We start from the raw sequence: 22,690 nt of genomic DNA on the forward strand, positions 1-22,690 counted from the left end.
CCTTAGTTTAGTCGCTTTGCAACTTACAAGCATTAACACAAAATGCCACTTAAATTAATACGGGTTTTGTCAACAAGCTGACCTATTGCTGATAAAATTAACAATAGAGTACTTTTATTTTAAAGAAAATTATGATATAATGAAAAAAAATTTTAGATGATAATTATTTGAGGAGAGGTGAAAATGAATTACACAATTTTAATTGGAGGAGAAGCAGGACAGGGTATTGACACAACTGCAAATCTTCTAGCAAAAATCTTGAAAAGGCACGGTTTTTATGTCTTTTCCAACAGTGATTATATGTCTAGAATTAGAGGGGGACATAATTTCATACAAGTAAGATTTTCAGACAAACCTTTACATTCTCATATCTCAAAAAACGACGTAATATTTGCGTTAAACAGAGAAACAATTGAAATTCACAGTAAAAATCTTACTAAAATCGGAATCATAATATGTGACAGAAACATCGATGTAGAGGATATAAAAGGAAAAATATTGGTGCTTCCACTTTTAGAAAAAGCAAAAGAATTAAAAAATCAAAGAGTATTTACAACAGTCGGATTAGGAGTTATCCTCAAGTATTTTTCTTTAGACATTTCGATAGGAGAAGAAGTAATCGTAGAAGAATTCAATAAAGAGGTTGCAGAAATTAATTTACAAGCCTTAAAGAAAGGATATGAATTGGTAAGCACAGAAATTTCTGTCGGTAAACTGGAAGATAAAAATATATTAATAAATGGAAATCAAGCGGTGGCTTTAGGAGCAATTGCTGCTGGATGCAAATTTTATTGCGGTTACCCAATGACACCTTCCACAGGAATACTGACTTTCATGTCCCAACATTCAAATGAAATGGGTATAGTAGTAGAACAAGTAGAAGACGAGGTGGCAGCTCTTAATATGGCATTGGGAGCCTCTTATGCTGGTGTCAGAGCTATGACTGGTTCCTCTGGTGGAGGGTTTGCTTTGATGGTAGAGGCTCTTAGTTTAGCTGGAATGATTGAGGTCCCTGTAGTGGTCATAGATGTACAAAGGCCCGCTCCTGCTACAGGTTTCCCTACCAGAACAGAACAGGCTGACCTACAATTCGTAATACATGCAGGACATGGCGAATTTACGAGAATGGTAATAGCTTTGAGAGATGTAGAAGATGCTTTTTATCAAACGGCAAGGGCTTTTAATATTGCCGAGAAATATCAAATCCCTGTATTACTTTTAAGCGACCAATATCTAGCGGATAGTTTAAAAACCATTGCTCCTTTTGACTTTGAGAAAATTTCTATAGAAAGATACATATCTGCAGAAGAAGTCATAACTGAAGAAGAATACAAAAGGTATAAAATAACAGAAACAGGTGTATCTCCCCGCATACTACCTGGAAAAATACCTGGACAGGTTGTTTTAGTAGACAGCGATGAACATGACGAAGAAGGCCACATAACTGAAAGTGCTGAAATAAGAAAGGCTATGGTAGAAAAAAGACTGAGAAAATTTGAATATCTCAAAGAAGAATTACAGGAACCTTGGTTTGTTGGAGAGGAAAATCCAGAAAACTTGGTGATAGGCTGGGGATCTACCTATGGGCCGATAAAAGAAGCTATTGAAACCCTTGTCGAGGAGGGCTTTTCGATAGGAGCTTTAATATTTGGGGACATATGGCCTTTACCTACTAATCGGCTTTTAGAATTTAGTAAAAAGGCCAAAAAAATAATAGATATCGAACAAAATGCTACCGGCCAATTAGAAAAACTCATAAGGCAGGAAACTCTCATGAAAGCTACTCATAAAATTCTAAAATACGACGGAAGACCTTTTAGCAGTGATGAAATATACAATAAGCTTAAGGAGGTTTTAACATGAAATACGAATATAAACTCTACGAGCCCTCATGGTGTCCCGGTTGCGGAAATTATATGATAAGAACAGCTTTAAAACAGGCACTAGAGGAATTAGGTCTTGAACCTCATGAAGCAGTCCTAGTCACAGGAATAGGCCAAGGCGCAAAAATGCCTCATTACATAAAAATAAATGGGTTTAATGGACTACATGGGCGTGCTATTCCTCCTGCTATTGGAATAAAATTAGCTAACAAAAACTTAAAAGTGATTGTAGAATCCGGCGATGGTGACACATACGGCGAAGGGGGTAATCATTTTATACATGTAATAAGGAGAAATATAGATATTGCACATTTTGTACATGATAATCAAATATATGGCTTGACAAAAGGACAAGCATCGCCAACAACTGCAAAAGGTCAAAGAACTTCCTTGCAATTCGATGGTGTAAAATTAGAACCTCTAAATCCTATAGCTTTAGCTTTAACAATGGGAGCTGGATTTGTAGCAAGGGGATTCTCTGGAGACATACCTCATCTTGTAAATTTGATGAAGGAAGCCATAACTTACAAAGGATATGCTCTTTTAGACATCCTCCAGCCCTGTGTTGTATGGAATAAAGTTAACACATATGCCTGGTATAAGGAAAGGGTTTACTACTTACCAGAAGATTACGATTATACAGACAAAGAAAAAGCTTTCAAAAAAGCTTTTGAATTTGGCAATAAAATCCCTATAGGAATAATTTACAAAGTAGAAAGAGAAACTTATGAAGACCAGTTTGACTTTATAAAAAATGGACCTCCTCTTGTAGATGTAGAATTAAATCCTAAAAATGCTAAAAAATTACTCAAACTTTTCCAGTAAAATTTTTAAAGAAAATAGGGTATGCTATATAAAGGCATACCCTATTTATTGCTCATTTTTTACTAAGGGCGCAGGTAATACAAAAGTCCTCTTAGCTAATTCTGAATCTAGCATGAATATAGGCTGCATGCTGTCACCTATCAATTCCAGCTTGTTTATTATCTTTTGGAAACTCTCCTCTTCTTCTACTTGTTCATTCACAAACCACTGCAAAAAAGCATTGGTTGCATGGTCTTTTTCTTCAATTGCTAAATCAACGAGCTTATGAATTCTCTGTGTTACACTTTTTTCATGCTCCAAAGCTTTCTTAAAAACATCTAAAATGCTCTTAAAATCCTCCTCCGGCTTTTCAATTGGATATAACTTTACTTTTCCTCCCATGCGGTATATGTATTCGTAAAAAATTCTCGCATGGGACAATTCTTCTTCCATTTGCACTTTAAAGAAATTTGCAAATCCCTCTAAATTTTTCTCTTGAAAATAATTCTCCATTGCTACATAAAGGTAGGCAGAGTAAATTTCGTAATTCAACTGTTTATTAAGCTCTTCCAACATTCTTTCACTCAACATAGTTTTAACTCCTTTCTTTTATTCTAGTCACTACTTTCCTCAAATCTCATGTTTCTCCTTTTATTTTACCATAAAAAATTAAAATTTACTACCTTTATCCTGTAGGTTTATCCCATGTCTCCGAGTTGGTACATAATTATAGCAGAAACTGCAATGGCTGCCGTTTCTGCCCTTAAAATCCTAGGCCCTAAAGTGACGGGTACAATTCCATTATTTATAGCCTTTTCAATTTCCCGCTGCGAAAAACCTCCCTCAGGACCTATGAATATTCCTATTTTCTTCGCATCCTCAACATCTTTTAGCACTTCTTTTAATCTTTTCTTCTCTTCTTTTTCGTAAGGGATTATCGCAAGCTCGCATTCCATTGCTTTTTCTATCGCTTCTTCAAAAGAGATAGGAGCAAAAATTTCGGGCATAATATTTCTTCCCGATTGTTTACAAGCTTCTTGGCTAATTTTTTTCCACCTTTCAACTTTTTTATCTATGTTAGCTCTCTTTATGTCTACAACAGAAAATTCACTTACAAAAGGTATAATCCTTCTTACTCCTATTTCCGTACATTTTTGAACTATAAGGTCCATCTTGTCAGCTTTGAGTATGCCTTGAAATAAAAAAACTTCCAGAGGACTTTCTGCCTTTGTCTCAACCTTTTCTTCTAAAAATAAAATAGCCCTCTCTTTTTCTATCTTCTCAATCCTTCCCAGATACTCCTCTTTCATATTAGATACCACAATTTTATCTCCAACCCTGTATCTCAACACGTGAATGAGATGGTGAAAATCCTTCCCCTCCACATAGGCAAAATTTCCCTTTATTTTTTCCTTCTCAACAAAGACCTTCTTCATCGTTTATCCCTTTTCTTTCATCAATATACTTATCCACTCTTTTTCTTCTTTCATATCAATCATTTCAAAGAATTCCTCCGCTCTTTTTTTCACTTCTTCAAATCTATCCCTAATGATACCACTTGCCAAAAATAACCCCCCTTCTTTAAGATGAACCAAAACATCAGGAATAAGCCTAATTATTGCATCTGCAATGATGTTAGCTACTATCACATCTGCCTTTCCTCTAAAATTTTTAAGTAGGTCGCTCTGGAAAATTTCTACATTTTCAAGTCCATTTAACTTTACATTTTCTCTCGCTATTTTAACCGCCATTTCATCTACATCAGCACCGTACACACGGGAAGCTCCTAATTTAGATGCAGCAATGGAAAGTATACCTGACCCACAGCCAACATCAAATACCACTGCTCCAGGTTTTATAATATCCTCCAAAAATTCTAAGCACATCTTTGTAGTCTCATGAGTGCCTGTGCCAAAAGCCATTCCCGGGTCAAGTTCTATGACTATTTCCCCTTCCTTAGGATTGTATTCCTCCCACAGAGGCCTTATGACAATCCTTTTTCCGACTTTTAAAGGTTTGTAATACTTCTTCCAGCTGTCCGCCCAGTCTTCTTCATTCACCTCAGAAACCTCTACCTTGATATTTCCAATGTCTATTCCAAAAGAGTTAAGCTCATAAATTCTCTCCTTTAAAAAACTTATCTTGTCCGTTATATCATTGGTAATTGGAAAATATGCAGAAATTTTTACTTCATCGCCTTCTTCTAAAAGGTAAGGCTCAAAATAATCCCACTCACTAGTCTGTGCCAGCTCTTTTACATCGTTGGGATTTTTTATAACCACTCCGGTTGCTCCTAAATCGTATAAAATGCCTGTGACAGGCTCTTCTGCTTCCTGTGAAGTTGTAATCTGTATTTCTAACCACTTCATTTTCTTCAACACCTTTTTAAAATTTTAATTGCCTCCAAAAGCATCTTTCATCCTTTGAAAGAAAGACTTGTGCTCTGAAGGACTTTCTCCTTCTAATTTTTTCCATTCTTTTAAAAGCTCTCTCTGTTTTTCTGTCAATCTCTTTGGAACTTCTACATACACTTCGACAATCTGGTCCCCTCTCCCTCTTCCACCTATATGTGGAATACCTTTGCCTCTTAGTTTAAATTTGGAACCTGTCTGAGTACCTTCTGGAATTGTAAAACTCACAACCCCGTCCAAAGTGGGTATCTTAATTTCTCCTCCTAAGGCTGCATCTGCAAAGCTTATAGGTATTTTCACATATACATCATAACCTTCTCTCCTGAAAATTTCATGGGGTTTTACGTGTATGACAATATAAAGGTCTCCATTAGGACCTCCTCTTAAACCCGGCTCTCCCTCGCCTCTTAAGGTAAGCATCTGTCCCTCGTCTATACCAGCAGGAATAGTAACTTTAATCTTTCTCCTTTTTCTAATTCTACCAGTTCCCCCACACTTTTGACAAGGGTCTGTAATGATTTTCCCCTCTCCATGGCATCTTGGGCAAGTTCTTATATTTACGATTCTACCAAAAGGTGTATTCTGTGTCTGCCGTATTTCTCCTGTCCCATGGCATACAGGACAAGTCTCAGGACGACTTCCCGGTTTTACACCTGTACCATGGCACACATCACAAACTTCAAATCGTTCTATTTCTATTTCTTTCTCTGTTCCAAAGGCTGCTTCCTCAAATGTTAAGCTCAAATCATATCTTATGTCAGCACCTTTTTTAGGTCCCTTTTCTGCTTTTCTCCTACCTGTACCAAAGAAATCACTAAAAATATCACCAAATATATCTCCAAAACCGCCAAAGTCAAAATCAAATCCACCTTGAGTAAAATCTCCAAACCCGCCCTGTTGTTGGAACCCCCCCTGTTCAAAAGCTGCATGGCCAAATTGATCGTATTGAGCCCTTTTCTGAGGGTCAGAAAGTATTTCGTAAGCCTCATTTATTTCTTTAAACTTTTGCTCGGCTTCTTTATCTCCAGGGTTTAGGTCTGGATGATATTTTTTGGCAAGCCTTCTGTATGCCTTTTTTATTTCTTCCTGACTTGCATTCCTATCTACACCCAATATTTCATACAAATCCTTTTTAGGCACTCTCTCACCTACCTTTCATTACGTAAATTAGAACCAGGCAAAAAACCTGGTTCTAATTTATTTATTATCGTCCTCAACTTTGTAATCCGCTTCATATACATTGCCCTGAGATGTACCTTGACTGCCTCCGGGATTTGCACTAGCTGACGCCTGCTGGTAAAGCCTTGTTGAAACTTTATAGAAAGCTTCAGAAAGTTTTTCAGAAGCCGCCTTTATAGCCTCCACATCAGTTCCTTCAAGGGCTTTTCTCACATTTTCTATTTCTTTGTTAATCTCATCCTTCTCTTCCTGAGTCATTTTATCTCCCAGGTCTTTGAGAGTTTTCTCCGCTTGATATATGAGAGAATCAGCCTTGTTTCTAATTTCGATTTCTTCTCTTTTCTTCCTATCCTGTTCTTCGTACTGCTTAGCCTCGTTTATCATCCTCTGTATTTCTTCTTCAGAAAGATTGGTACTACCTGTTATAGTTATCTGTTGTGACTTTCCTGTTGCGAGGTCCTTTGCAGAAACATGTACAATCCCATTCGCATCTATGTCAAAAGTAACCTCTATCTGCGGTACTCCTCTTGGAGCAGGCGGTATGCCAGATAATATGAAGCGGCCTAAACTCTTGTTATCTTTAGCCAGAGGTCTTTCTCCCTGAAGCACATGAATCTCCACGGAAGTCTGATTATCTGCAGCTGTAGTAAAAATTTGGCTCTTCCTTACAGGAATAGTAGTATTTCTTTCTATAATTTTCGTGAAAACCCCTCCTAAAGTTTCTATTCCAAGGGAAAGAGGAGTAACGTCAAGAAGTAATATGTCCTTAATCTCACCTGCTAATACAGCAGCCTGAATGGCAGCTCCTATTGCAACAGCTTCATCAGGGTTGATTCCTTTATGAGGTTCTTTGCCCATTATTTTCTTGACCGTTTCCTGTACAAGAGGTATTCTTGTAGAACCTCCCACTAAAAGAACCTTATCTATATCTTCGGGCTTTAATCCTGCGTCGCTCAAAGCCTGCTTAACAGGTCCAACTGTAGACTCAACTAAATCTGAAATCAATTCTTCAAATTTTGCTCGCGTTAAATTCACATCTATATGTTTAGGGCCTGAAGCGTCTGCTGTTATGAAAGGAAGGTTTATATTTGTTACCATAGCAGAAGAAAGTTCAATCTTAGCCCTTTCCGCCGCCTCTTTCAACCTCTGTAAAGCCATTCTATCTTTTCTTAGGTCAATTCCATGCTCTTTCTGGAAATTGTCTGCCAACCAGTCTATTATCCTCTGGTCAAAGTCATCTCCTCCCAGGTGGTTGTTACCGCTCGTAGCTAAAACTTCAAAGACTCCGTCGCCAATCTCCAGTATAGAAACGTCAAAGGTACCTCCGCCCAAGTCATATACCATTATCTTTTGATTGCCTTCCTTATCAAGCCCATATGCCAATGCTGCCGCAGTGGGTTCGTTTATTATCCTTAAGACTTCGAGTCCTGCTATTCTTCCAGCGTCTTTAGTCGCTTGTCTCTGGCTATCATTGAAGTATGCAGGTACTGTTATCACTGCTTGAGTTACTTTTTCTCCCAAGTATGCTTCAGCATCCGCTTTTAATTTCTGCAAAATCATAGCAGAAATCTCTTGGGGCGTATACTCTTTATTGTCAATCTTTACTTTGTAATCTGTTCCCATGTGCCTTTTTATCGACATTATAGTTCTTTCCGGATTTATTATAGCCTGTCGTCTGGCTGGATGCCCCACGAGTCTTTCTCCTTCCTTGGTAAAAGCCACTACAGAAGGAGTAGTGCGAGTTCCTTCAGAATTAGGTATAACTACCGGCTGACCACCCTCCATAACAGCTACACATGAAAAAGTGGTGCCAAGGTCAATTCCAATAACTTTGCCCATATTTTTCACCCTCCTTTTTTATTTTGCTACTTTAACCAAACTATATCTTATTACTTTGTCTTTCATATAATACCCTTTCTGAAATACCTCTATGATTTCATTTGGCTTTTTCCCTTCTACTTCTTCCTGCGCAATCGCATGGTGCTTATAAGGGTCGAAGATTTCTCCTTCTGCTTCAATTTCCCTTACTTCAAATTTATCTAGCACTTTTTTAAGCTGCTTGTAAATTAATTCTAAACCTTCTTTTAAAGAATTATAATCCCCTTCAGCTGACAGAGCTCTTTCGAAATTGTCAACAACAGGCAGAAGTTCTACTATGACCTGCTCCTGCCCATACATTACCATCTCAGCTTTTTCTCTTTCTGTCCGTTTTCTATAATTATCAAACTCCGCTTTAATTCTCTGAGCTATATCAAGATATTCGCTTGCTTCTTTTTCTTTTTCCTCCAGTTTCCTTTTCAGCTCTTCAATGATTTCTTCAGGAGAAGGCTCCTTTACTTCGTCCTTTCCCTCTTCTTTTAACTCTTCTATCTCTTCTTCCTTCTCTTCTATTTTATTTTCTACCTCTTCTGGATGACCTTCTACGATAGGAGGTCCTTCTCCTTTCATTTCCTTTAAGTCTTTCTCATCCAATTCGATCTTTTCTTTTTCAAAATTTTCCACATGTATCACCCCATCATAATTCATCATTATATATAGAAGACAAGAGGTTTGAAAGCTCCCTTGTCATTAGGATAAGCTCGCTTATAAGCCTTTTATAATCCATTCTCGTAGGGCCAATTATGCCTATGGTACCTACTACTCTGTCATTTATCTTGTAAGTGGTTTTAATGACACTTAATTCCCTCATCTCTTCAAATCTGTTTTCTCTTCCAATTTTTACATCCACAAAATCCTCAACAGGTTCTAAAACCTCATTGAGCAAAGACTTGTTATCAAGAAGACTTAAGAAGTTTTTCGCCTTGCTTAAGTCTTTGTACTCAGGAAAATCTAAAATGTGCAAGGTACCATCGGTATATACATCTGTTTCCTGCAACTGTTTTAAACTTAAAAGTATTGTTTTTATCAGTTCATCTGCCATAAAAGCCATTTCTCCAAGGTTCCTTCTAAGGTCTTTATCAAGAAATTCAAAAATAGCCTTCTCGCTTTTGCCCACAATCTTGTCATTTAGCAGATTGTTTAAAAACTCAAACACATTTCTGTCCACATTCTGGCATAAATTTAGAAGATAATTTTTAACTATTCCCGCATCAGTTACAACCACCATTATTATTTTATTTGAAGCAACAGGAATAAGCTGCAATTTCTTGATTTTATCAGGATTTAATTTTGGCATCTTTGCCACTGTAGCATGACGAGTCATATCTGCCAGAATTTTTGCATACTTCTTTACGATCTCATCAAATTCTGCAATGACTTCTTCTCGAGGTTTGGGAGGAGGCACTATTTCTTCTTTTACAAAGTTTTTTAATATAGTATCAACATAAAACCTGTACCCTTTATCAGAAGGTATTCTCCCCGCAGAAGTATGAGGCTGCTCCAAATAACCCATTTCTTCGAGGTCTGCCATTTCATTTCTTATTGTAGCCGAACTTACGCCCATATTGTACTTTTTTGCAATGGTTCTTGAACCTATCGGTTCTGCCGTCAAGATGTAATCAGTCACCACAGCAAACAAAATCTTTTTCTTTCTATCATCTAACGGCATTTTCACCACCCCATGTTTATTAGCACTCTCATTTATTGAGTGCTAATCCATGTTTTTAAAATACCACTCTTATAATTTTTTGTCAATACTTATTTTGGCGTAAATTAGGGCAGGAACGCCTCAAAAATTTCATTTGAAACATATATCCCCTTCTCTGTCAGTCGCACGCAATCTCCATTCCTTTCTATAAACCCCATATTTTCATACCTAGAAAAAACCTCTTCATATCTTTCGAAAAGTCCCATTCCGAACCTCTTCTTAAACTCTTCTTCACAAACTCCCCTTCTCAACCTCAACCCCATAAACATAAATTCAGAAATCATGTCTTCAAGAGACAACTCGAATAATTCTTTTCTGAAATCCCTGCCTTTAAAGATTTTATCGATATATTCTTCTAACCTTTCGTAATTGCTCCATCTCTTTCCTTCGAAGTAAGAATGGGCTCCAGCACCAAATCCAAGATACTCTTTGAGTTCCCAATACAAGATGTTATGTCTGCACTCTCTCCCTGGAAAAGCGAAATTAGAAATTTCATAGTGGTGATACCCTTTATTTTTCAAAAAATTTACCGCCCAATTGTACATCATTATTTCCTCTTCCTCATCTACATAAGGAAGTTTCCCTTCTTTATAAAGCTTGCCAAATGGAGTCTTCTCCTCAATGATGAGACTATACAAAGAGAGATGTTCTGGCTTAAGGTTTGTAACCTCCACAAGGGTTTCCCGCCATTCCTCGAAAGTTTGCGTTGGGAGGGCAAAAATCAAATCCACATTCACATTATCAAAATATTTCCGCACCAAAAAATAATTTTTAAGAAAATCCTCTACTGTGTGAATTCTACCGATATACTTTAGAAGACGGTTTTGAAAGGCTTGAAGCCCTATGCTTATACGGTTAATCCCATTTGCTTTGTATATTTTAATCTTATCCTCCGTCAAAAGCCCCGGATTCACTTCAATAGTGATTTCCGCATCCTCCAATACAGCATAAAAACTGTAAATTTCGTTCAATATTCTTTCGATATGAGAAGGAGGAACAAAATTGGGAGTCCCCCCTCCTATATATATAGATACTACTTTGAGCTGAAGATGAGAATAGAACCTAATTTCCTGCAACAAGGCCTTTAAATAATCTTCCATTAAATACTCATAGCCCGCATAGGAGTTAAAATCGCAGTAATAGCATTTTTTCTTACAAAAGGGTATATGGATGTAAATCCCTACTTCTCTCATTTCTCATCATCCAGCTTTAAAATTGACATAAAAGCTTCTTGCGGTATTTCTACCGTTCCTATCTGCCTCATCCTTTTTTTGCCTTCTTTCTGCTTTTCTAAAAGCTTTTTCTTCCTGGTAACGTCGCCCCCATAACACTTTGCAAGAACATTTTTTCTAAGAGCTTTTACCGTCTCTCTTGCTATGATTCTAGATCCAATGGCGGCTTGAATAGGAATCTCAAATAAATGCCTTGGAATATTTTCCTTTAACTTTTCAACTATTTTTCTACCTTTTTCATAAGCCTTATCTTTATGGACTATCATGGAAAGAGCATCCACTACTTCACCATTTATCAATATATCCAACTTTACAAGGTCCGACTTTTTGTAACCCTTAAACTCATAATCCAAAGAGGCATAACCTCTGGTCCTCGACTTTAACGCATCGAAAAAGTCATATATTATTTCGTTAAGAGGCATTTCATACTTTAAAAGTACCCTTGTCTTTTCAATGTACTCCATCCCCAAATAAACTCCCCTTCTTTCCTGACAGAGTTCCATAACAGAACCCACATAATCTGTTGGAACCATGATAGTAGCTTCAACAATAGGTTCTTCAATATATTCTATCTGGGTAGGAGGAGGCATTTTTGTAGGATTGTCGAGGTCTATAACCTCTCCATTTGTCTTGTATACTCTGTAAATTACGCTGGGAGCAGTTGTAACAAGGTTTAAATTGTACTCCCTTTCTAACCTCTCCTGCACAATTTCCATGTGGAGAAGTCCCAAAAAACCACATCTAAATCCAAATCCCAAAGCGGCAGACGTATCCGGTTCAAAAACCAAAGAAGCATCATTCAATTGAAGTTTTTCCAGTGCCTCTTTAAGGTTTTCATAGTCTTCTCCATCGGCCGGATAAATTCCACAAAATACCATTGGCACTACTTCCTTATAACCCGGCAAAGGAGAATCAGCAGGGTTGTCTGCATCTGTGATCGTATCTCCAACGCGAGTATCTCTAACGTTTTTTATATTAGCCGCTATATAGCCAACATCACCCGCTTTTAATTCCTCAACAGGGTAAAGGTCGGGCCTAAAGCTTCCAACTTCCGTTACTTCAAATACCTTGCCTGTAGAAAACATCTTTATTCTCATGCCTTTTCTAACTTTTCCGTCGACTATCCTGACAAAGCTTATAGCACCTTTGTAATTATCGTAAAAGGAATCAAAAATCAAGGCTTTAAGGGGTTTATCCTCATCTCCCTCAGGAGGTGGTATTCTTTTTACGATAGCTTCCAGAACCTCATCTATACCGATTCCTTCTTTTGCCGAGGTTAAAATTGCCTCGCTAGCATCTATACCCAGCACATCCTCGATTTCTTTCTTTACCCTGTCAGGATCGGCGGCAGGTAAGTCTATCTTGTTTATCACTGGTATTATCTCCAGATTATGCTCAAAGGCTAGATAAACATTGGCTAGAGTTTGAGCCTCAATACCCTGGCTTGCATCTATTACGAGTAAAGCTCCTTCACAAGCAGCAATGCTTCTGGAAACTTCATAGGTGAAATCCACGTGCCCCGGAGTATCTATCAAATTCAGTTCGTACTCATTGCCATCTTTTGCTCTGTAAGTCATCCTGACAGGCTTTAATTTTATGGTTATTCCTCTTTCTCTCTCAAGCTCTAAATTGTCTAAAATCTGCTTATCCATCTCCCTTTCTGAGAGAAGCCCTGTTCTCTCAATCAATCTGTCTGCCAGAGTTGATTTCCCATGGTCTATATGAGCAATTATGCAGAAATTTCTAATATACTTCATCCTTTCAGACATTTTATTCCCCCTCTTAGGTTGCCCTATTTAGTTATAACAAATTTCTTACCAAAAAGCTCCATGAAAATCCCTTTATCGCATAACTCGACTCTAAGAATTCCTATTCTGCCCTCTCCATTTAGCATCTTATAAAAATTGTAATCTGCTTTCAGAAGCCCTGCTATCACAATAAAAATGTACAACAAAAGCGCGAATATTACAAGTCTTTTTCTTCTAATCCTTTCTTTCCTCTCTTTTGTCCTTTTAAGCCTCATACTCTTTCATTCCCTTATCCTTTCATATATCTCTTTTGTCTTTTTTACCATCTCCTCGCAGTTGAATTTTTCAGCAGTTTCTTTACCTTTTAGGGAAAAGGTCCTCCTTAAATCAGCATCTTTCAAAAGTCTCTCTAAAGCTTCATATAATCCTTTTATATCTTCTTTTTCCACTAAAAACCCATTTACCCTATCTTTGACTATCTCCGGTACGCCCCCAACAGAATAAGCTATGACGGGTACTCCTTCCTTCATCGCTTCTAACACAGATATACCAAAACCTTCTTTGTGGGAAGGTAAGATAAAAACGTCTAAACTTTTTAAAAAAGACTGGATATCATTTATAAAACCAAGCAAAAAAACCTTCTTTTCAAGCCCTTTTTCCCTTATTTTTCTCTCCAATTCCCCTCTATAAGGCCCTTCACCAGCAACAAAGAAAAATACATTTTCCTCCTTCATCAGAAAAGCCAAATCTATTAAATCCTGAACCCCTTTTGAAGGAATAAGCCTTGCAACAGTGCCTACAACAAAAGCATCGCTGGGAAGCTTAAAACTCCCCCTCAAATCGAAAGGCTTTTCTTTATAAAAAGATTGCTCAAGGCAGTTATATATAACGTGAACTTTGTCCCCATTTATCTTCTCAGCTCTAACTACTTCTTTTTTCAAAGCTTCAGATACGGCTATGAAAGCATCAGTCCTTTTATTCAAATACCTCAGCAGAAAGAGAATAACTCTATTTTTAAAACCCTTCCCCTCGCCATATTGAGGGAAATTATGGAAAGTTACAACTGTTTTCACAGGCAATCCGAGTGCGGCTATTCTCCCTACAAAAGCCGCCTTAAAACCGTGCATATGGACAATTTCTGCTTTAAACTCCTTTATTATACTCCTTAATCTTCTGATAGTCTTCATATCCTCTACTAAACTAAAACCATCTCCAATTTCAAGTTCGAAAACCTCTATTCCTTTATTTTTTAAGTACTGGAGAGTTTCCTTATCAAAAGAACACACAACTCCGAGGTGATACTTTCCCTTGTCCAAAAAATTAATAAGAGAAAGCAAATGCCTTTTCATTCCACCTTCGGCTTTTCTAATAATGTACAGTATTTGTACCTTATTCATAAAATCACCTATCCTTTGCCTACTTCATCAATTACAAGATGAAAAAGGAGGGGACCTAAAAATACTGTCATAGTTGAAGCAGCTATAACTCCAGCATCGTTAAAAGCTAGAGCCACAATCGCCCCTATTAAAGCAGATATGCTGCTTTTTAAAATATGAGGATGCTTTTTAAAAATTTCTTTGAGCACTTCTTTTTTAGCAACTGCCAATACTCCCAAAAGGGCAAAAAAGACAGCTAAATCCCTCGACCATATTGAATTCTTTATCAGTTTGTAATTCATCAAAAGCTTCCTTGCAAAAATTTGAAAAAGTGCCCCAATACCATGGCTTTTTACTAAAGCAAAAGTCTGTCCCATGTGGGTCTGGTAAGAAAAGGGTTTTAGATAATCTACGTAAAAAAGCCCTAATAGAATTACGACAATTGAAAGCACAATCGCAATAACCCTCTTCCAGTCTACCTTTATACCTTTAAATAAAAGTATGGAAACTGAAAAAACTGCAAAACCCGTGATAGCTCCCCCAACTTTAGCTCCAAAAGATGGCGAAGCCATTAAAAACAGCACAAGGATATACAAAGCAGAAATCATAAAAAGAGCCCATCTTTTTGAAAATCTTTCAAAAAGAAAAGCTGCAAAACAAAGAGTTGCACCAATCAAAACCCCCATGTATTCATTACCAATCCCATAAAAACGTGCTCCAGCTATCACATCATAACTCAAAAGAGAATTCTTAAGTAGATACTGCCCTGTCACAAGATCTATAACTAAAAAAGTAATAGTTATAAAAGATATCAAAAAATAGAAATAATAACTAGACCTTGAGAGGCCTGCTAATAAAGCAGTAATTCCTATACTTAACCCTATAAGAAAAAATGTTGACTTAAAAAAAGTGTAATAGTCAAAAAGAGGAAGGAGCAAAAAAGAAAGCGGTACAACGGATATAAAGAATAACAAATATTTTTCATAGTAAAAATGTTTTTTAATCAAAAATAGTCCTATTGCTAAAATTATGAAAGTAGCTATTTGAAAATATCCATAGGCCTTTAAAAAAATGGGCCTTGAAGAATAATTAAAAACTAATCTTTCTCCTTCCTCTAAAAGAAATTGGACAGAACCTTTTACCCCCGAACTATAGACAGGATGTCCAGTTACATATGCCGGAATCGGTATATCAAAATACTTTAAAATCGTGGGCATAAAATCTAAGTTTGATACAATGCCTGTCCTTCTCGTTGTATCAGAAACAGCATATCCTTCTGTAAAACCAGGACCAAAAATCACAAAAGGGACAATATAGCTTTTTAAAGATAAATCTTTTGAGGGAGGAAGTGGGGTCAAAAGTATATACAAGGTATTGGGTTGTCCATCTTTTAGAATCTTTCCGATAAAGTTGTCCACTTCTTTTAAAGCTTTTTCTCTGTATCTATCATTCACCCTGTCTAACGCAAAGCGCTGATACTCGTTAGCTCTAAAAGTATCCCCCAGTTGAAAAACTATCAAGTCTGCCTTATCTTTTACTTCCAGATATTTTTTGTAGAGATATTCGTAATCTGTAGATATCCCAAACGGTCTTTTTATATCCCTTTTTAAAGAGGAATCACTCACATCCCCAAATTCTACAATTCCTCTTTTATCCATGAAAATCAAAGGAGCGTATCTTTTGGCTTCAAGCGTGTTTCCTTCATTACCTAAAACAGCAATCTTTTTCCCCTTTTCTTTTAAAAGACTCCCCATGGCTCCGGGGACTATGATGTGATTTCTTGTAAGATTATTTCTTTGTATTTGAGCTATGTCTAAATTTACAATGTTATGAGGGCTTGGTTTTAAACCAGTATTCCTTTCAAAAATTGTACCGGCTGTTTCCCCTCCATAAACCAGTTCTAATGTATTAAAATTTAAAAAGGCTTTCTCGGAACCAACTGCTCTTGTACCGCTTCCAAGGGTCACATACACATTTTCTGGCGTCTTTGCTCCATCAGAGTTGACAGTCATTAAGCTGTACGTTCCTTTTTCTATCAGAAATTTTATAGCAGGAAGGTCATTTGATAAATAATCTTTCAGGTTCACTCTGTCTACTATGAAAATTATCGCTTTTTTGTGATTTTCGCCATAGGCCGGCTTTGGCAGAAAAATTTGTAAAGACAGTAATAATAAAAGTACAGCGATTAGTGCTCTTTTTGATACTTTCATTTTTAACCTCCTATTTAAAATCCTCCTCTTGTTTTATTACTTCACTTATAGCTTTTGCTAAATACTTAGTAGTAGCAATGGCTTCCTCTAAAGTATTATAATTACTTCCCAGCTCTATTAAAATAGCTTTTTCCAACACATGCTGGTTATACTCACTGTACGGCTTAACATCTACCCCTAAAGAAAGACCCGGGTACAATTCGTTCAATTTATCACTAATCCTTTTGGCGAATTCATAATTCTTGCGCCAGTCCTCATTCATTTCTGGAGTTCTCCTTGACCCTATTATAAAGGAAACCCTAGCTACCTTCTCCCCGTTTATCTCCATAGTATACTTTTTCCTAAACTCTTGATTTGGCAAACTACTTAAAACAGGTATAGACTCCACTCCCGGCTTCATAACTGCTCCATAACCATCCCTATGCAGGTCAATTGCTGCTTTTATAGAAGGATATTCTTTTAGAATTTTGTTTAGAGTCTTTAGTGAATTAATATATGACTTATCATAATTATAATCATGAATGGTCTTGTCATGCAATACTGGAATCCCTTCTTTAATTAGATATTCTGTAAGATAATCTCCCACCTTTGCAACAGTGTAATTAAGGTCATCCGTCCTGTCATATCCGTATCTCGCTACGTATCTATTTTCCCCTGTAGCCGCAAAAGCTTCCATTGTATGGGTATGGTAGATAAGAAGATAGGGTTTTGAAGAATCGAGTTTTTTCGTCTCAGTATTCTCCCTTTTCTCCTCCGGCTTTTCTTCCGCCTTGGGAGGAATAAATATTTTTTCCTCCTCCTGTTTTGCAACTTCCATTATTTTTGGAGATTTTTTGTATTCAACCTGAGCAAAAGCAGGAATTTGAAATTTTATTAAATTGATAGGGTCCTTGACTTTAGCATACAAAAAAGTGGAAAATGTCAAATCTTTACCCGTATAGCCCTGAGATACAAAAGCAACCTCTATCACAGGAAAAGAATAATTGATGGAAGTTACAAAAAGGCTATCCAGTCTGTCATACTCTTCCGAAAAAGAATCCTCAATAACCTGTTTTACAATAACCCTTTCAGGCTGTACCATCCAGCTATAAAAAATTACATTAAGAATCAAGAATACTAAAAAAAGCAACATACTTGACCGCATACTTTTCATGGACAAAAGAAGCACCTCTCTTTGGTTTTATATTCATATATTTATTCCAATAAGAGGTGCTTTAGTACCATATTTAGTGAAGGAGTTGATTCATCTCTTTTTCTGTAAGCCCTGGTTGAAGGGCTAAGTTAATGCCTCGTGAAATGACAGAGGCTATGTTTTTAATAAGAAGGTCTATTTCTTTCGGAGTCACCACTAAATTCTGTACATGTGGAGACAAAACTTCTTCGATTAAAGTATACTTTTCCTGTTCTTTCATATTTTCTAGAATTTTATAAAATACACTCTCTTTACTGGTTTCTTTGGATAGTTCCTTCACAAGGTAGTCAATAGTATCGTGAGCAATAGTTACAGCATCCACTACCGTAGGTACTCCTATCGCTATGACTGGAACCCCCAAGCTCTCATAAGTAATGGAAAGCCTTCTGTTTCTTATACCGGACCCCGGGCTTATGCCTGTATTGGATATTTGAATGGTTGTAGAAAGCCTCTCTAATCTTCTGGAAGCCAGAGCATCAATAGTTATTACAAGGTCTGGTCTTACTCTGTCTACCACCCCTTTTAATATTTCAGCTGTCTCAATACCCGTTATCCCTAAAACCCCGGGTGAAAAAGCACTAACAGACCTTATTTCATCTCCAAACTGCAAAGGAGCATATTCTTTAAGATGCCTTGTAACGACTATATTGGATACTACCCGTGGCCCCAAAGCATCCGGCGTCACGTTCCAATTCCCAAGTCCCACTACCAGCACATGGCTTTCCTTTTTAAGTTGAGCAAGTTCTGAAAGTATACTTGCCAGCACTTTTGCCACTCTCTCTTCTAAATCCAAATCCCTTTCAAGAAGCCCTGGAGCTTCAATAGTTATATAATCTCCCACGGGCTTGCCCATTGCTCTTTCTCCTCTTTCATCGAGAATTTTAACCCTTGTAACTTTTATCCCTTCTTCTCTTTCTTCCTTTATGCTGACACCAGGAATTTCTTTATCTTTATAAAGTTCACGAGCTTCTAAAGCAAGATCGGTCCTTATACCTATCATAAGGCATCACCTCAGCTCAGTAGGAACAAAAGCATCTATTAAGCCTATAACAAAAGCTGCCAATAAAGCTCCTATTACAGTGGCATGGATGGTAGGCACTATGAACTGGGAAATGTAAATAACAACTGCCGCCACAATAAAACCTACAATACCGCGGCTTCTGGGGGAAATATTCTTGCCCAGTATAAGCTCTACTATATATCCCAATATGGCTATCACTACTGCGGAGATAAGAGCTCCCCAAAAACCTGCTACACTAAATCCCGGCACAAGATATCCTACCACCAAAAGCACAATGGCTGATACAATAAAACGTATTATAGTTTGAAGCATCAAATCACCTCCTTTATTTATGATAGACAAATTGACAAATTTTATACGTTTGTGGTAAAGTAAAAGGTGTATTAATTATTGAAAAACTATCTTGTTCATGGTAAAATTAAATTCGATTGAGGAGGTGAACCTTTTGGCAAACACAAAATCAGCAAAAAAAAGAATAGCCATCATTAAAAAAAGAACTCTTCGTAATAAAATGATAAAATCAAGGGTTAAAACTTTTATAAAGAGGTTCAATGAGAGTCTAGCCACAAAAGACATAGAAGCTATCAAAGAAAGACTCAGATTAGCAGTAAAAGAGCTAGACAAAGCTGTAAGTAAAGGCGTTCTTCACAAAAACACTGCTGCAAGAAAAAAATCAAAACTTTATGCCAAATTTAATGCTCTTTTAAAATCTGCAAGCAATGAATAAAGCGTACCTTTAAAGTACGCTTTTTTATTGCTTGCACAACTTTTTTACAAGACTTTCTAAAGCAAATAAAGGTTCTACTCCACTTTTTAAGGCCATATCGCATTTTAAGCACTCTTTATAAGCTTTGTACAAGTCTTCCTTAGAAAAAAGCCTGCTCTGCCTCATTACGTCTTCTACAGCAAAAACAGGAATTCCCAAACGACTGGCTATCGATTTCTTGTCTAAAGTCTTCCCTTCCAACGCTTTAAACTTCGCAATCAGCCTTATCTGTCTTACAATCATAGCTAAAATCACAAAAGGCACTTCTCCTCTTAAAAGAAGCGCATAAAGAACTTTATAAGCTTCTTTTTCCTTTTTCATCCCCAAGGCATTCACAAGGTTAAAGATATTGCCTTTAAAAGTTGCCGAAAGAATTACTTCTACTTTTTTAAGGTCTATTGTCTCCTCTTCCGAATAAGCAACAATCTTTTCAAGCTCATTTACAAGCAGAAAAAGGTCTGTTCCTATATTTTTCACAATATCTTCCGCGTCTTTTCTAGAAATTTTTTTCCCATGTTTCTTCAAAAAGTATCCAACATAATTAACAGCCTCTTCCGGAGTAAGCCTTTTAAACTCAACGACAGCAGCTTCCTTTTCTGCAAACTTGTAAAATTTCCTCCTCCAGTCCACTTTCTCTCCGCCCAAAATTACCAGCACTAGATTAGAATTTCCTAACACCCTATTATTAAAATAATCAGTAAGCCTTTTTAATTCCTTATCCTCCAATTTGGCAAGCTGATCTTCTTCATTTTTAACGACGACAATTTTATAATTAGAAAAAAATGGGAGAGTCTCGCAATTTTCAATTATCTCCTCGACGTATTCAGCCGGATTTTCTTTTTCAACAACGACATAATTAAGGTCTTCAAATTCTGAACTCAAAAGCTTTGACTTAAGTCGTCTTAAAGCATCTAAAACCAAAAATCGCTCTTCCCCATAAAAAAGATAAAAAGGATATATCTCCCCTTTTTTTAATTTTTCTACAAATTCTTTATAGTTCATTCTCTCACTCCCTTTAAGAAGGGGTATACATGTGCTTTAAATCCATCCGTTTTCACAATCAAAGCGCCATCTTCATCGGTTCTATAAACCTTTCCTTTCTCCTTTAAATATTTTACCACCCTCTCGCTCGGGAGTCCATAACTATTCTTTCCTACTTGAATTACAAAAACCTGAGGATCTGCCCTTTCTATAAATTCTGGAGTTGAAGAAGTACTGGAACCATGATGAGCAACTTTTAAAACAAAGGTCTTTAAATCACAATCTTTCAATATCTCTTCTGCCGGCTTCTCTATATCCCCTGTAAACAAAAACCTCATATTTTTATAGGTCATCTTAAATACAAGTGCATTGTTATTTATAGGATTCTCTTCTATTAAATTCTTGGGATCTGGATGAATAACATGTATTTTTACTCCATCCACCTCTATTTTATCCCCTTTTTTTAAAAAAATTACAGGAACTCCCTTTTTATCTGCAATTTCCATCATTCTTTTAAAATTTTGGTCCTCTACTTTTTGAATTCCTATGAATACCCTATCTACCTTCATATTCTCCAAAACCGATATGATTCCTCCCACATGGTCTATATCTGTATGAGAAATAAAAACGGCATTAAGCTTCATGACACCTCTATAGTACAAAAAAGGCAACAGTACATCCTCCCCCACATCAAAAGAAGAGTTGGAAAATACAGGATTACCCCCACCGTCTATTAGAAAAACTTTTCCATGAGGAGTCTTCACAAAAGAAGCATCTCCCTGCCCCACATCTAAAAAAGTCACTTCCAAATCCTTTGGAACAAAATAGATCCATGTAAAAACTATAATCATCACTAAAAATGCCCCAATTAAAAAGATTCTCTTTTTCCTAAAATCAAACTCGCTTATCAAAATTCCTAAAACAATGTAGTAGACCACTATAAGTATAATAGGAGGAATAAAAACATCCACACTAGCATAAGGAAATTTATTAAAAAATGCTGTAATTTTGAAGAGTAATTCTATAAAGGGGATGTTTACATAATTTACAAGAGTAGAAAAAACAGGAACTGTTAAAGATAGAAAAGCCGATAAAAAGCCCAGTATAATTGATATATTCACAATAGGAACTACTACAAGATTTGATACAAAAGAAACAAAGGATATATAGTGAAAATAGTACATCACAAAAGGAATTGTACCCAATTGGGCAGAGATATTTAAAGCCATAACGCTTCTTAAATAAGGAGGCCATCGAAAAAGTCTTTCTTCAATTGGTTTATAAAAATACAAAATAGTAAGCGTGGCTACAAAAGAAAGTTGAAAGCCGACATCCCACAACATCAAAGGATTAAAAAAAAGGATTAAAAAAGCTGCAAAAGAAAGTGAATTAATCGAATTTTTATTTTTACCATAACTTGAGCCCAGAAGAGTAATAGAAGCCATCACCACAGCCCTGACCACAGGAGGATTTAATCCTGTCAGAAAAGCATAAAACACCAGTACAGGAAGCAAGACAAAAGACCTATATCTTGTAAGGTGCATAAGCCCCAGAATATAAAGTATAAAACCCGAAATTATAGCGACTTGCATCCCTGCTACAGCTGTAATATAAGAAATCCCAACCACCTTAAATTGAGACAAGGTTTGGTCATCTAAAACCTTCTCACCTAAAAAACTTGTAATAAGAAAATCTGCATCTTTTTGGGGCATAGAAGAAAGAAAGTTTTTCTTTATCTTATCTTCTGCCTTTAATAGAATTTCTTCAAAAAAGCCTACTTCCCGTCCCTCAATGGAAACTGCATAGGGGTGAATGCGTGTAATACCGTAAACACCTTTTTTCCTCAGAAAGAGTTGATAATCAAAACCTCCTGGATTTGTGCTAGGCTTAGGAAGAGAAATAATACCCCTTACTTCCACAACATCTCCCTTTTTTGGATACTCCCCTCCATACTGGAGGACTAGTATCTTAGGCAGATTTTTAGGTTTTACTATATACTTTGCACGTTCCTCTTCTTCTTTTACTTCTACTACCTTTCCCTTTATGGCTACAAATTTATCCTCCAATTTTTCATACGGATTAGGTGCATGAAGCATTAGGGCTGCCAAAAGTGCTCCTAAAAACAGAAAAGGCAAAAGTAAAACAACACTAGTTAAATGTTTACTTTTTTTATAAACAAAAAACAGAAAAAAAACTGAAGCCGCTAATAAAACAGAGGAAACGAACACTGGAAGCAAAAATCTACCCAATAAAATTCCCAAAGAATAGAAAGATGTTATGTATAAAAAAGGTGCTTGCATA

At 36.7% G+C, this 22,690-nt stretch carries 20 protein-coding genes; 3 read left to right on the forward strand and 17 right to left on the reverse strand.

The features are described from left to right. Positions 1-183: 183 nt before the first annotated feature. Together ACPLVE_RS04155 and ACPLVE_RS04160 are read left to right on the forward strand one after the other, a co-directional pair. Positions 184-1,863: a 2-oxoacid:acceptor oxidoreductase subunit alpha gene (locus tag ACPLVE_RS04155; protein ID WP_424610107.1), complete on the forward strand. Its 1,680-nt coding sequence runs from the start codon at positions 184-186 to the stop codon at positions 1,861-1,863. Beyond that, on the forward strand, positions 1,860-2,708 hold the full coding sequence (locus ACPLVE_RS04160) for a 2-oxoacid:ferredoxin oxidoreductase subunit beta (protein ID WP_424610109.1): 849 nt from the start codon (positions 1,860-1,862) through the stop codon (positions 2,706-2,708). The genes ACPLVE_RS04155 and ACPLVE_RS04160 overlap by 4 nt, the downstream gene beginning before the upstream one ends. A gap of 45 nt (positions 2,709-2,753) precedes the next feature. On the opposite strand, the gene ACPLVE_RS04165 is transcribed toward ACPLVE_RS04160, so the two are convergent. The 15 genes from ACPLVE_RS04165 to ACPLVE_RS04235 form a co-directional block, all read right to left on the reverse strand. Beyond that, positions 2,754-3,278 carry a ferritin gene (locus ACPLVE_RS04165; protein WP_424610110.1) on the reverse strand — a complete coding sequence of 175 codons (525 nt, stop codon included), beginning with the start codon at positions 3,276-3,278 and terminating at the stop codon, positions 2,754-2,756. 107 nt (positions 3,279-3,385) lie between these two features. Then, positions 3,386-4,123 carry a 16S rRNA (uracil(1498)-N(3))-methyltransferase gene (locus ACPLVE_RS04170; RefSeq protein WP_424610112.1) on the reverse strand — a complete coding sequence of 246 codons (738 nt, stop codon included), beginning with the start codon at positions 4,121-4,123 and terminating at the stop codon, positions 3,386-3,388. A gap of 3 nt (positions 4,124-4,126) precedes the next feature. After that, on the reverse strand, positions 4,127-5,056 hold the full coding sequence (prmA, locus tag ACPLVE_RS04175; RefSeq protein WP_424610114.1) for a 50S ribosomal protein L11 methyltransferase: 930 nt from the start codon (positions 5,054-5,056) through the stop codon (positions 4,127-4,129). A gap of 24 nt (positions 5,057-5,080) precedes the next feature. Next, positions 5,081-6,238, reverse strand: a complete 1,158-nt coding sequence (gene dnaJ / locus ACPLVE_RS04180) for a molecular chaperone DnaJ (protein ID WP_424610116.1) — start codon at positions 6,236-6,238, stop codon at positions 5,081-5,083. A gap of 57 nt (positions 6,239-6,295) precedes the next feature. Beyond that, positions 6,296-8,116 (reverse strand): molecular chaperone DnaK, encoded by a 1,821-nt coding sequence (gene dnaK / locus ACPLVE_RS04185; protein ID WP_424610118.1) that lies wholly within the window; start codon positions 8,114-8,116, stop codon positions 6,296-6,298. A gap of 18 nt (positions 8,117-8,134) precedes the next feature. Beyond that, positions 8,135-8,779, reverse strand: a complete 645-nt coding sequence (gene grpE / locus ACPLVE_RS04190; protein WP_424610119.1) for a nucleotide exchange factor GrpE — start codon at positions 8,777-8,779, stop codon at positions 8,135-8,137. 13 nt (positions 8,780-8,792) lie between these two features. After that, a complete protein-coding gene (hrcA, locus tag ACPLVE_RS04195) occupies positions 8,793-9,824 on the reverse strand; it encodes a heat-inducible transcriptional repressor HrcA (RefSeq protein ID WP_424610121.1) in 1,032 nt (343 codons plus the stop codon). 104 nt (positions 9,825-9,928) lie between these two features. Further along, complete coding sequence (gene hemW, locus ACPLVE_RS04200; RefSeq protein ID WP_424610123.1) at positions 9,929-11,056, reverse strand: radical SAM family heme chaperone HemW; 1,128 nt, start codon at positions 11,054-11,056, stop codon at positions 9,929-9,931. Further along, positions 11,053-12,864, reverse strand: coding sequence for a translation elongation factor 4 (gene lepA, locus ACPLVE_RS04205; RefSeq protein WP_424610125.1), 1,812 nt, complete (start codon positions 12,862-12,864; stop codon positions 11,053-11,055). The genes hemW and lepA overlap by 4 nt, the downstream gene beginning before the upstream one ends. A gap of 23 nt (positions 12,865-12,887) precedes the next feature. Continuing rightward, entirely contained in the window at positions 12,888-13,118 is a 231-nt protein-coding gene (locus ACPLVE_RS04210; protein WP_424610127.1) for a hypothetical protein, read from the reverse strand. 6 nt (positions 13,119-13,124) lie between these two features. Beyond that, positions 13,125-14,240: a glycosyltransferase family 4 protein gene (locus ACPLVE_RS04215; protein ID WP_424610129.1), complete on the reverse strand. Its 1,116-nt coding sequence runs from the start codon at positions 14,238-14,240 to the stop codon at positions 13,125-13,127. Positions 14,241-14,248: 8 nt separating this feature from the next. Next, positions 14,249-16,429, reverse strand: a complete 2,181-nt coding sequence (locus tag ACPLVE_RS04220) for a hypothetical protein (RefSeq protein ID WP_424610131.1) — start codon at positions 16,427-16,429, stop codon at positions 14,249-14,251. A gap of 10 nt (positions 16,430-16,439) precedes the next feature. Further along, positions 16,440-17,561 (reverse strand): stage II sporulation protein P, encoded by a 1,122-nt coding sequence (gene spoIIP / locus ACPLVE_RS04225; RefSeq protein ID WP_424610132.1) that lies wholly within the window; start codon positions 17,559-17,561, stop codon positions 16,440-16,442. A 94-nt stretch (positions 17,562-17,655) separates the two neighbouring features. After that, entirely contained in the window at positions 17,656-18,621 is a 966-nt protein-coding gene (gene gpr, locus ACPLVE_RS04230; protein ID WP_424610134.1) for a GPR endopeptidase, read from the reverse strand. 6 nt (positions 18,622-18,627) lie between these two features. Continuing rightward, positions 18,628-18,954, reverse strand: a complete 327-nt coding sequence (locus ACPLVE_RS04235; RefSeq protein WP_424610136.1) for a phage holin family protein — start codon at positions 18,952-18,954, stop codon at positions 18,628-18,630. A 133-nt stretch (positions 18,955-19,087) separates the two neighbouring features. On the opposite strand from ACPLVE_RS04235, the gene rpsT reads away from it, so the two are divergent. Then, a complete protein-coding gene (gene rpsT / locus ACPLVE_RS04240) occupies positions 19,088-19,369 on the forward strand; it encodes a 30S ribosomal protein S20 (protein WP_424610138.1) in 282 nt (93 codons plus the stop codon). Positions 19,370-19,393: 24 nt separating this feature from the next. Here the strand turns inward: rpsT and holA are convergent, their stop codons facing one another. Then, on the reverse strand, positions 19,394-20,410 hold the full coding sequence (gene holA, locus ACPLVE_RS04245; protein ID WP_424610140.1) for a DNA polymerase III subunit delta: 1,017 nt from the start codon (positions 20,408-20,410) through the stop codon (positions 19,394-19,396). After that, positions 20,407-22,689: a DNA internalization-related competence protein ComEC/Rec2 gene (locus ACPLVE_RS04250; protein ID WP_424610142.1), complete on the reverse strand. Its 2,283-nt coding sequence runs from the start codon at positions 22,687-22,689 to the stop codon at positions 20,407-20,409. The genes holA and ACPLVE_RS04250 overlap by 4 nt, the downstream gene beginning before the upstream one ends. Position 22,690: the final 1 nt, after the last annotated feature.

The organism is Caldanaerobacter sp., from assembly GCF_049701115.1.
Classification (GTDB): Bacteria; Bacillota; Thermoanaerobacteria; order Thermoanaerobacterales; family Thermoanaerobacteraceae; genus Thermoanaerobacter.

What these genes read in the sequence shown, in the direction of transcription:
- ACPLVE_RS04155 (WP_424610107.1), top strand. Translation starts at nt 184, where the DNA reads ATGAATTACACAATTTTAATTGGAGGAGAAGCAGGACAGGGTATTGAC.
- ACPLVE_RS04160 (WP_424610109.1), top strand. Translation starts at nt 1,860, where the DNA reads ATGAAATACGAATATAAACTCTACGAGCCCTCATGGTGTCCCGGTTGC.
- ACPLVE_RS04165 (WP_424610110.1), bottom strand. Translation starts at nt 3,278, where the DNA reads ATGTTGAGTGAAAGAATGTTGGAAGAGCTTAATAAACAGTTGAATTAC.
- ACPLVE_RS04170 (WP_424610112.1), bottom strand. Translation starts at nt 4,123, where the DNA reads ATGAAGAAGGTCTTTGTTGAGAAGGAAAAAATAAAGGGAAATTTTGCC.
- prmA (WP_424610114.1), bottom strand. Translation starts at nt 5,056, where the DNA reads ATGAAGTGGTTAGAAATACAGATTACAACTTCACAGGAAGCAGAAGAG.
- dnaK (WP_424610118.1), bottom strand. Translation starts at nt 8,116, where the DNA reads ATGGGCAAAGTTATTGGAATTGACCTTGGCACCACTTTTTCATGTGTA.
- hrcA (WP_424610121.1), bottom strand. Translation starts at nt 9,824, where the DNA reads ATGCCGTTAGATGATAGAAAGAAAAAGATTTTGTTTGCTGTGGTGACT.
- hemW (WP_424610123.1), bottom strand. Translation starts at nt 11,056, where the DNA reads ATGAGAGAAGTAGGGATTTACATCCATATACCCTTTTGTAAGAAAAAA.
- lepA (WP_424610125.1), bottom strand. Translation starts at nt 12,864, where the DNA reads ATGTCTGAAAGGATGAAGTATATTAGAAATTTCTGCATAATTGCTCAT.
- ACPLVE_RS04210 (WP_424610127.1), bottom strand. Translation starts at nt 13,118, where the DNA reads ATGAGGCTTAAAAGGACAAAAGAGAGGAAAGAAAGGATTAGAAGAAAA.
- ACPLVE_RS04215 (WP_424610129.1), bottom strand. Translation starts at nt 14,240, where the DNA reads ATGAATAAGGTACAAATACTGTACATTATTAGAAAAGCCGAAGGTGGA.
- ACPLVE_RS04220 (WP_424610131.1), bottom strand. Translation starts at nt 16,429, where the DNA reads ATGAAAGTATCAAAAAGAGCACTAATCGCTGTACTTTTATTATTACTG.
- spoIIP (WP_424610132.1), bottom strand. Translation starts at nt 17,561, where the DNA reads ATGTTGCTTTTTTTAGTATTCTTGATTCTTAATGTAATTTTTTATAGC.
- gpr (WP_424610134.1), bottom strand. Translation starts at nt 18,621, where the DNA reads ATGATAGGTATAAGGACCGATCTTGCTTTAGAAGCTCGTGAACTTTAT.
- ACPLVE_RS04235 (WP_424610136.1), bottom strand. Translation starts at nt 18,954, where the DNA reads ATGCTTCAAACTATAATACGTTTTATTGTATCAGCCATTGTGCTTTTG.
- holA (WP_424610140.1), bottom strand. Translation starts at nt 20,410, where the DNA reads ATGAACTATAAAGAATTTGTAGAAAAATTAAAAAAAGGGGAGATATAT.
- ACPLVE_RS04250 (WP_424610142.1), bottom strand. Translation starts at nt 22,689, where the DNA reads ATGCAAGCACCTTTTTTATACATAACATCTTTCTATTCTTTGGGAATT.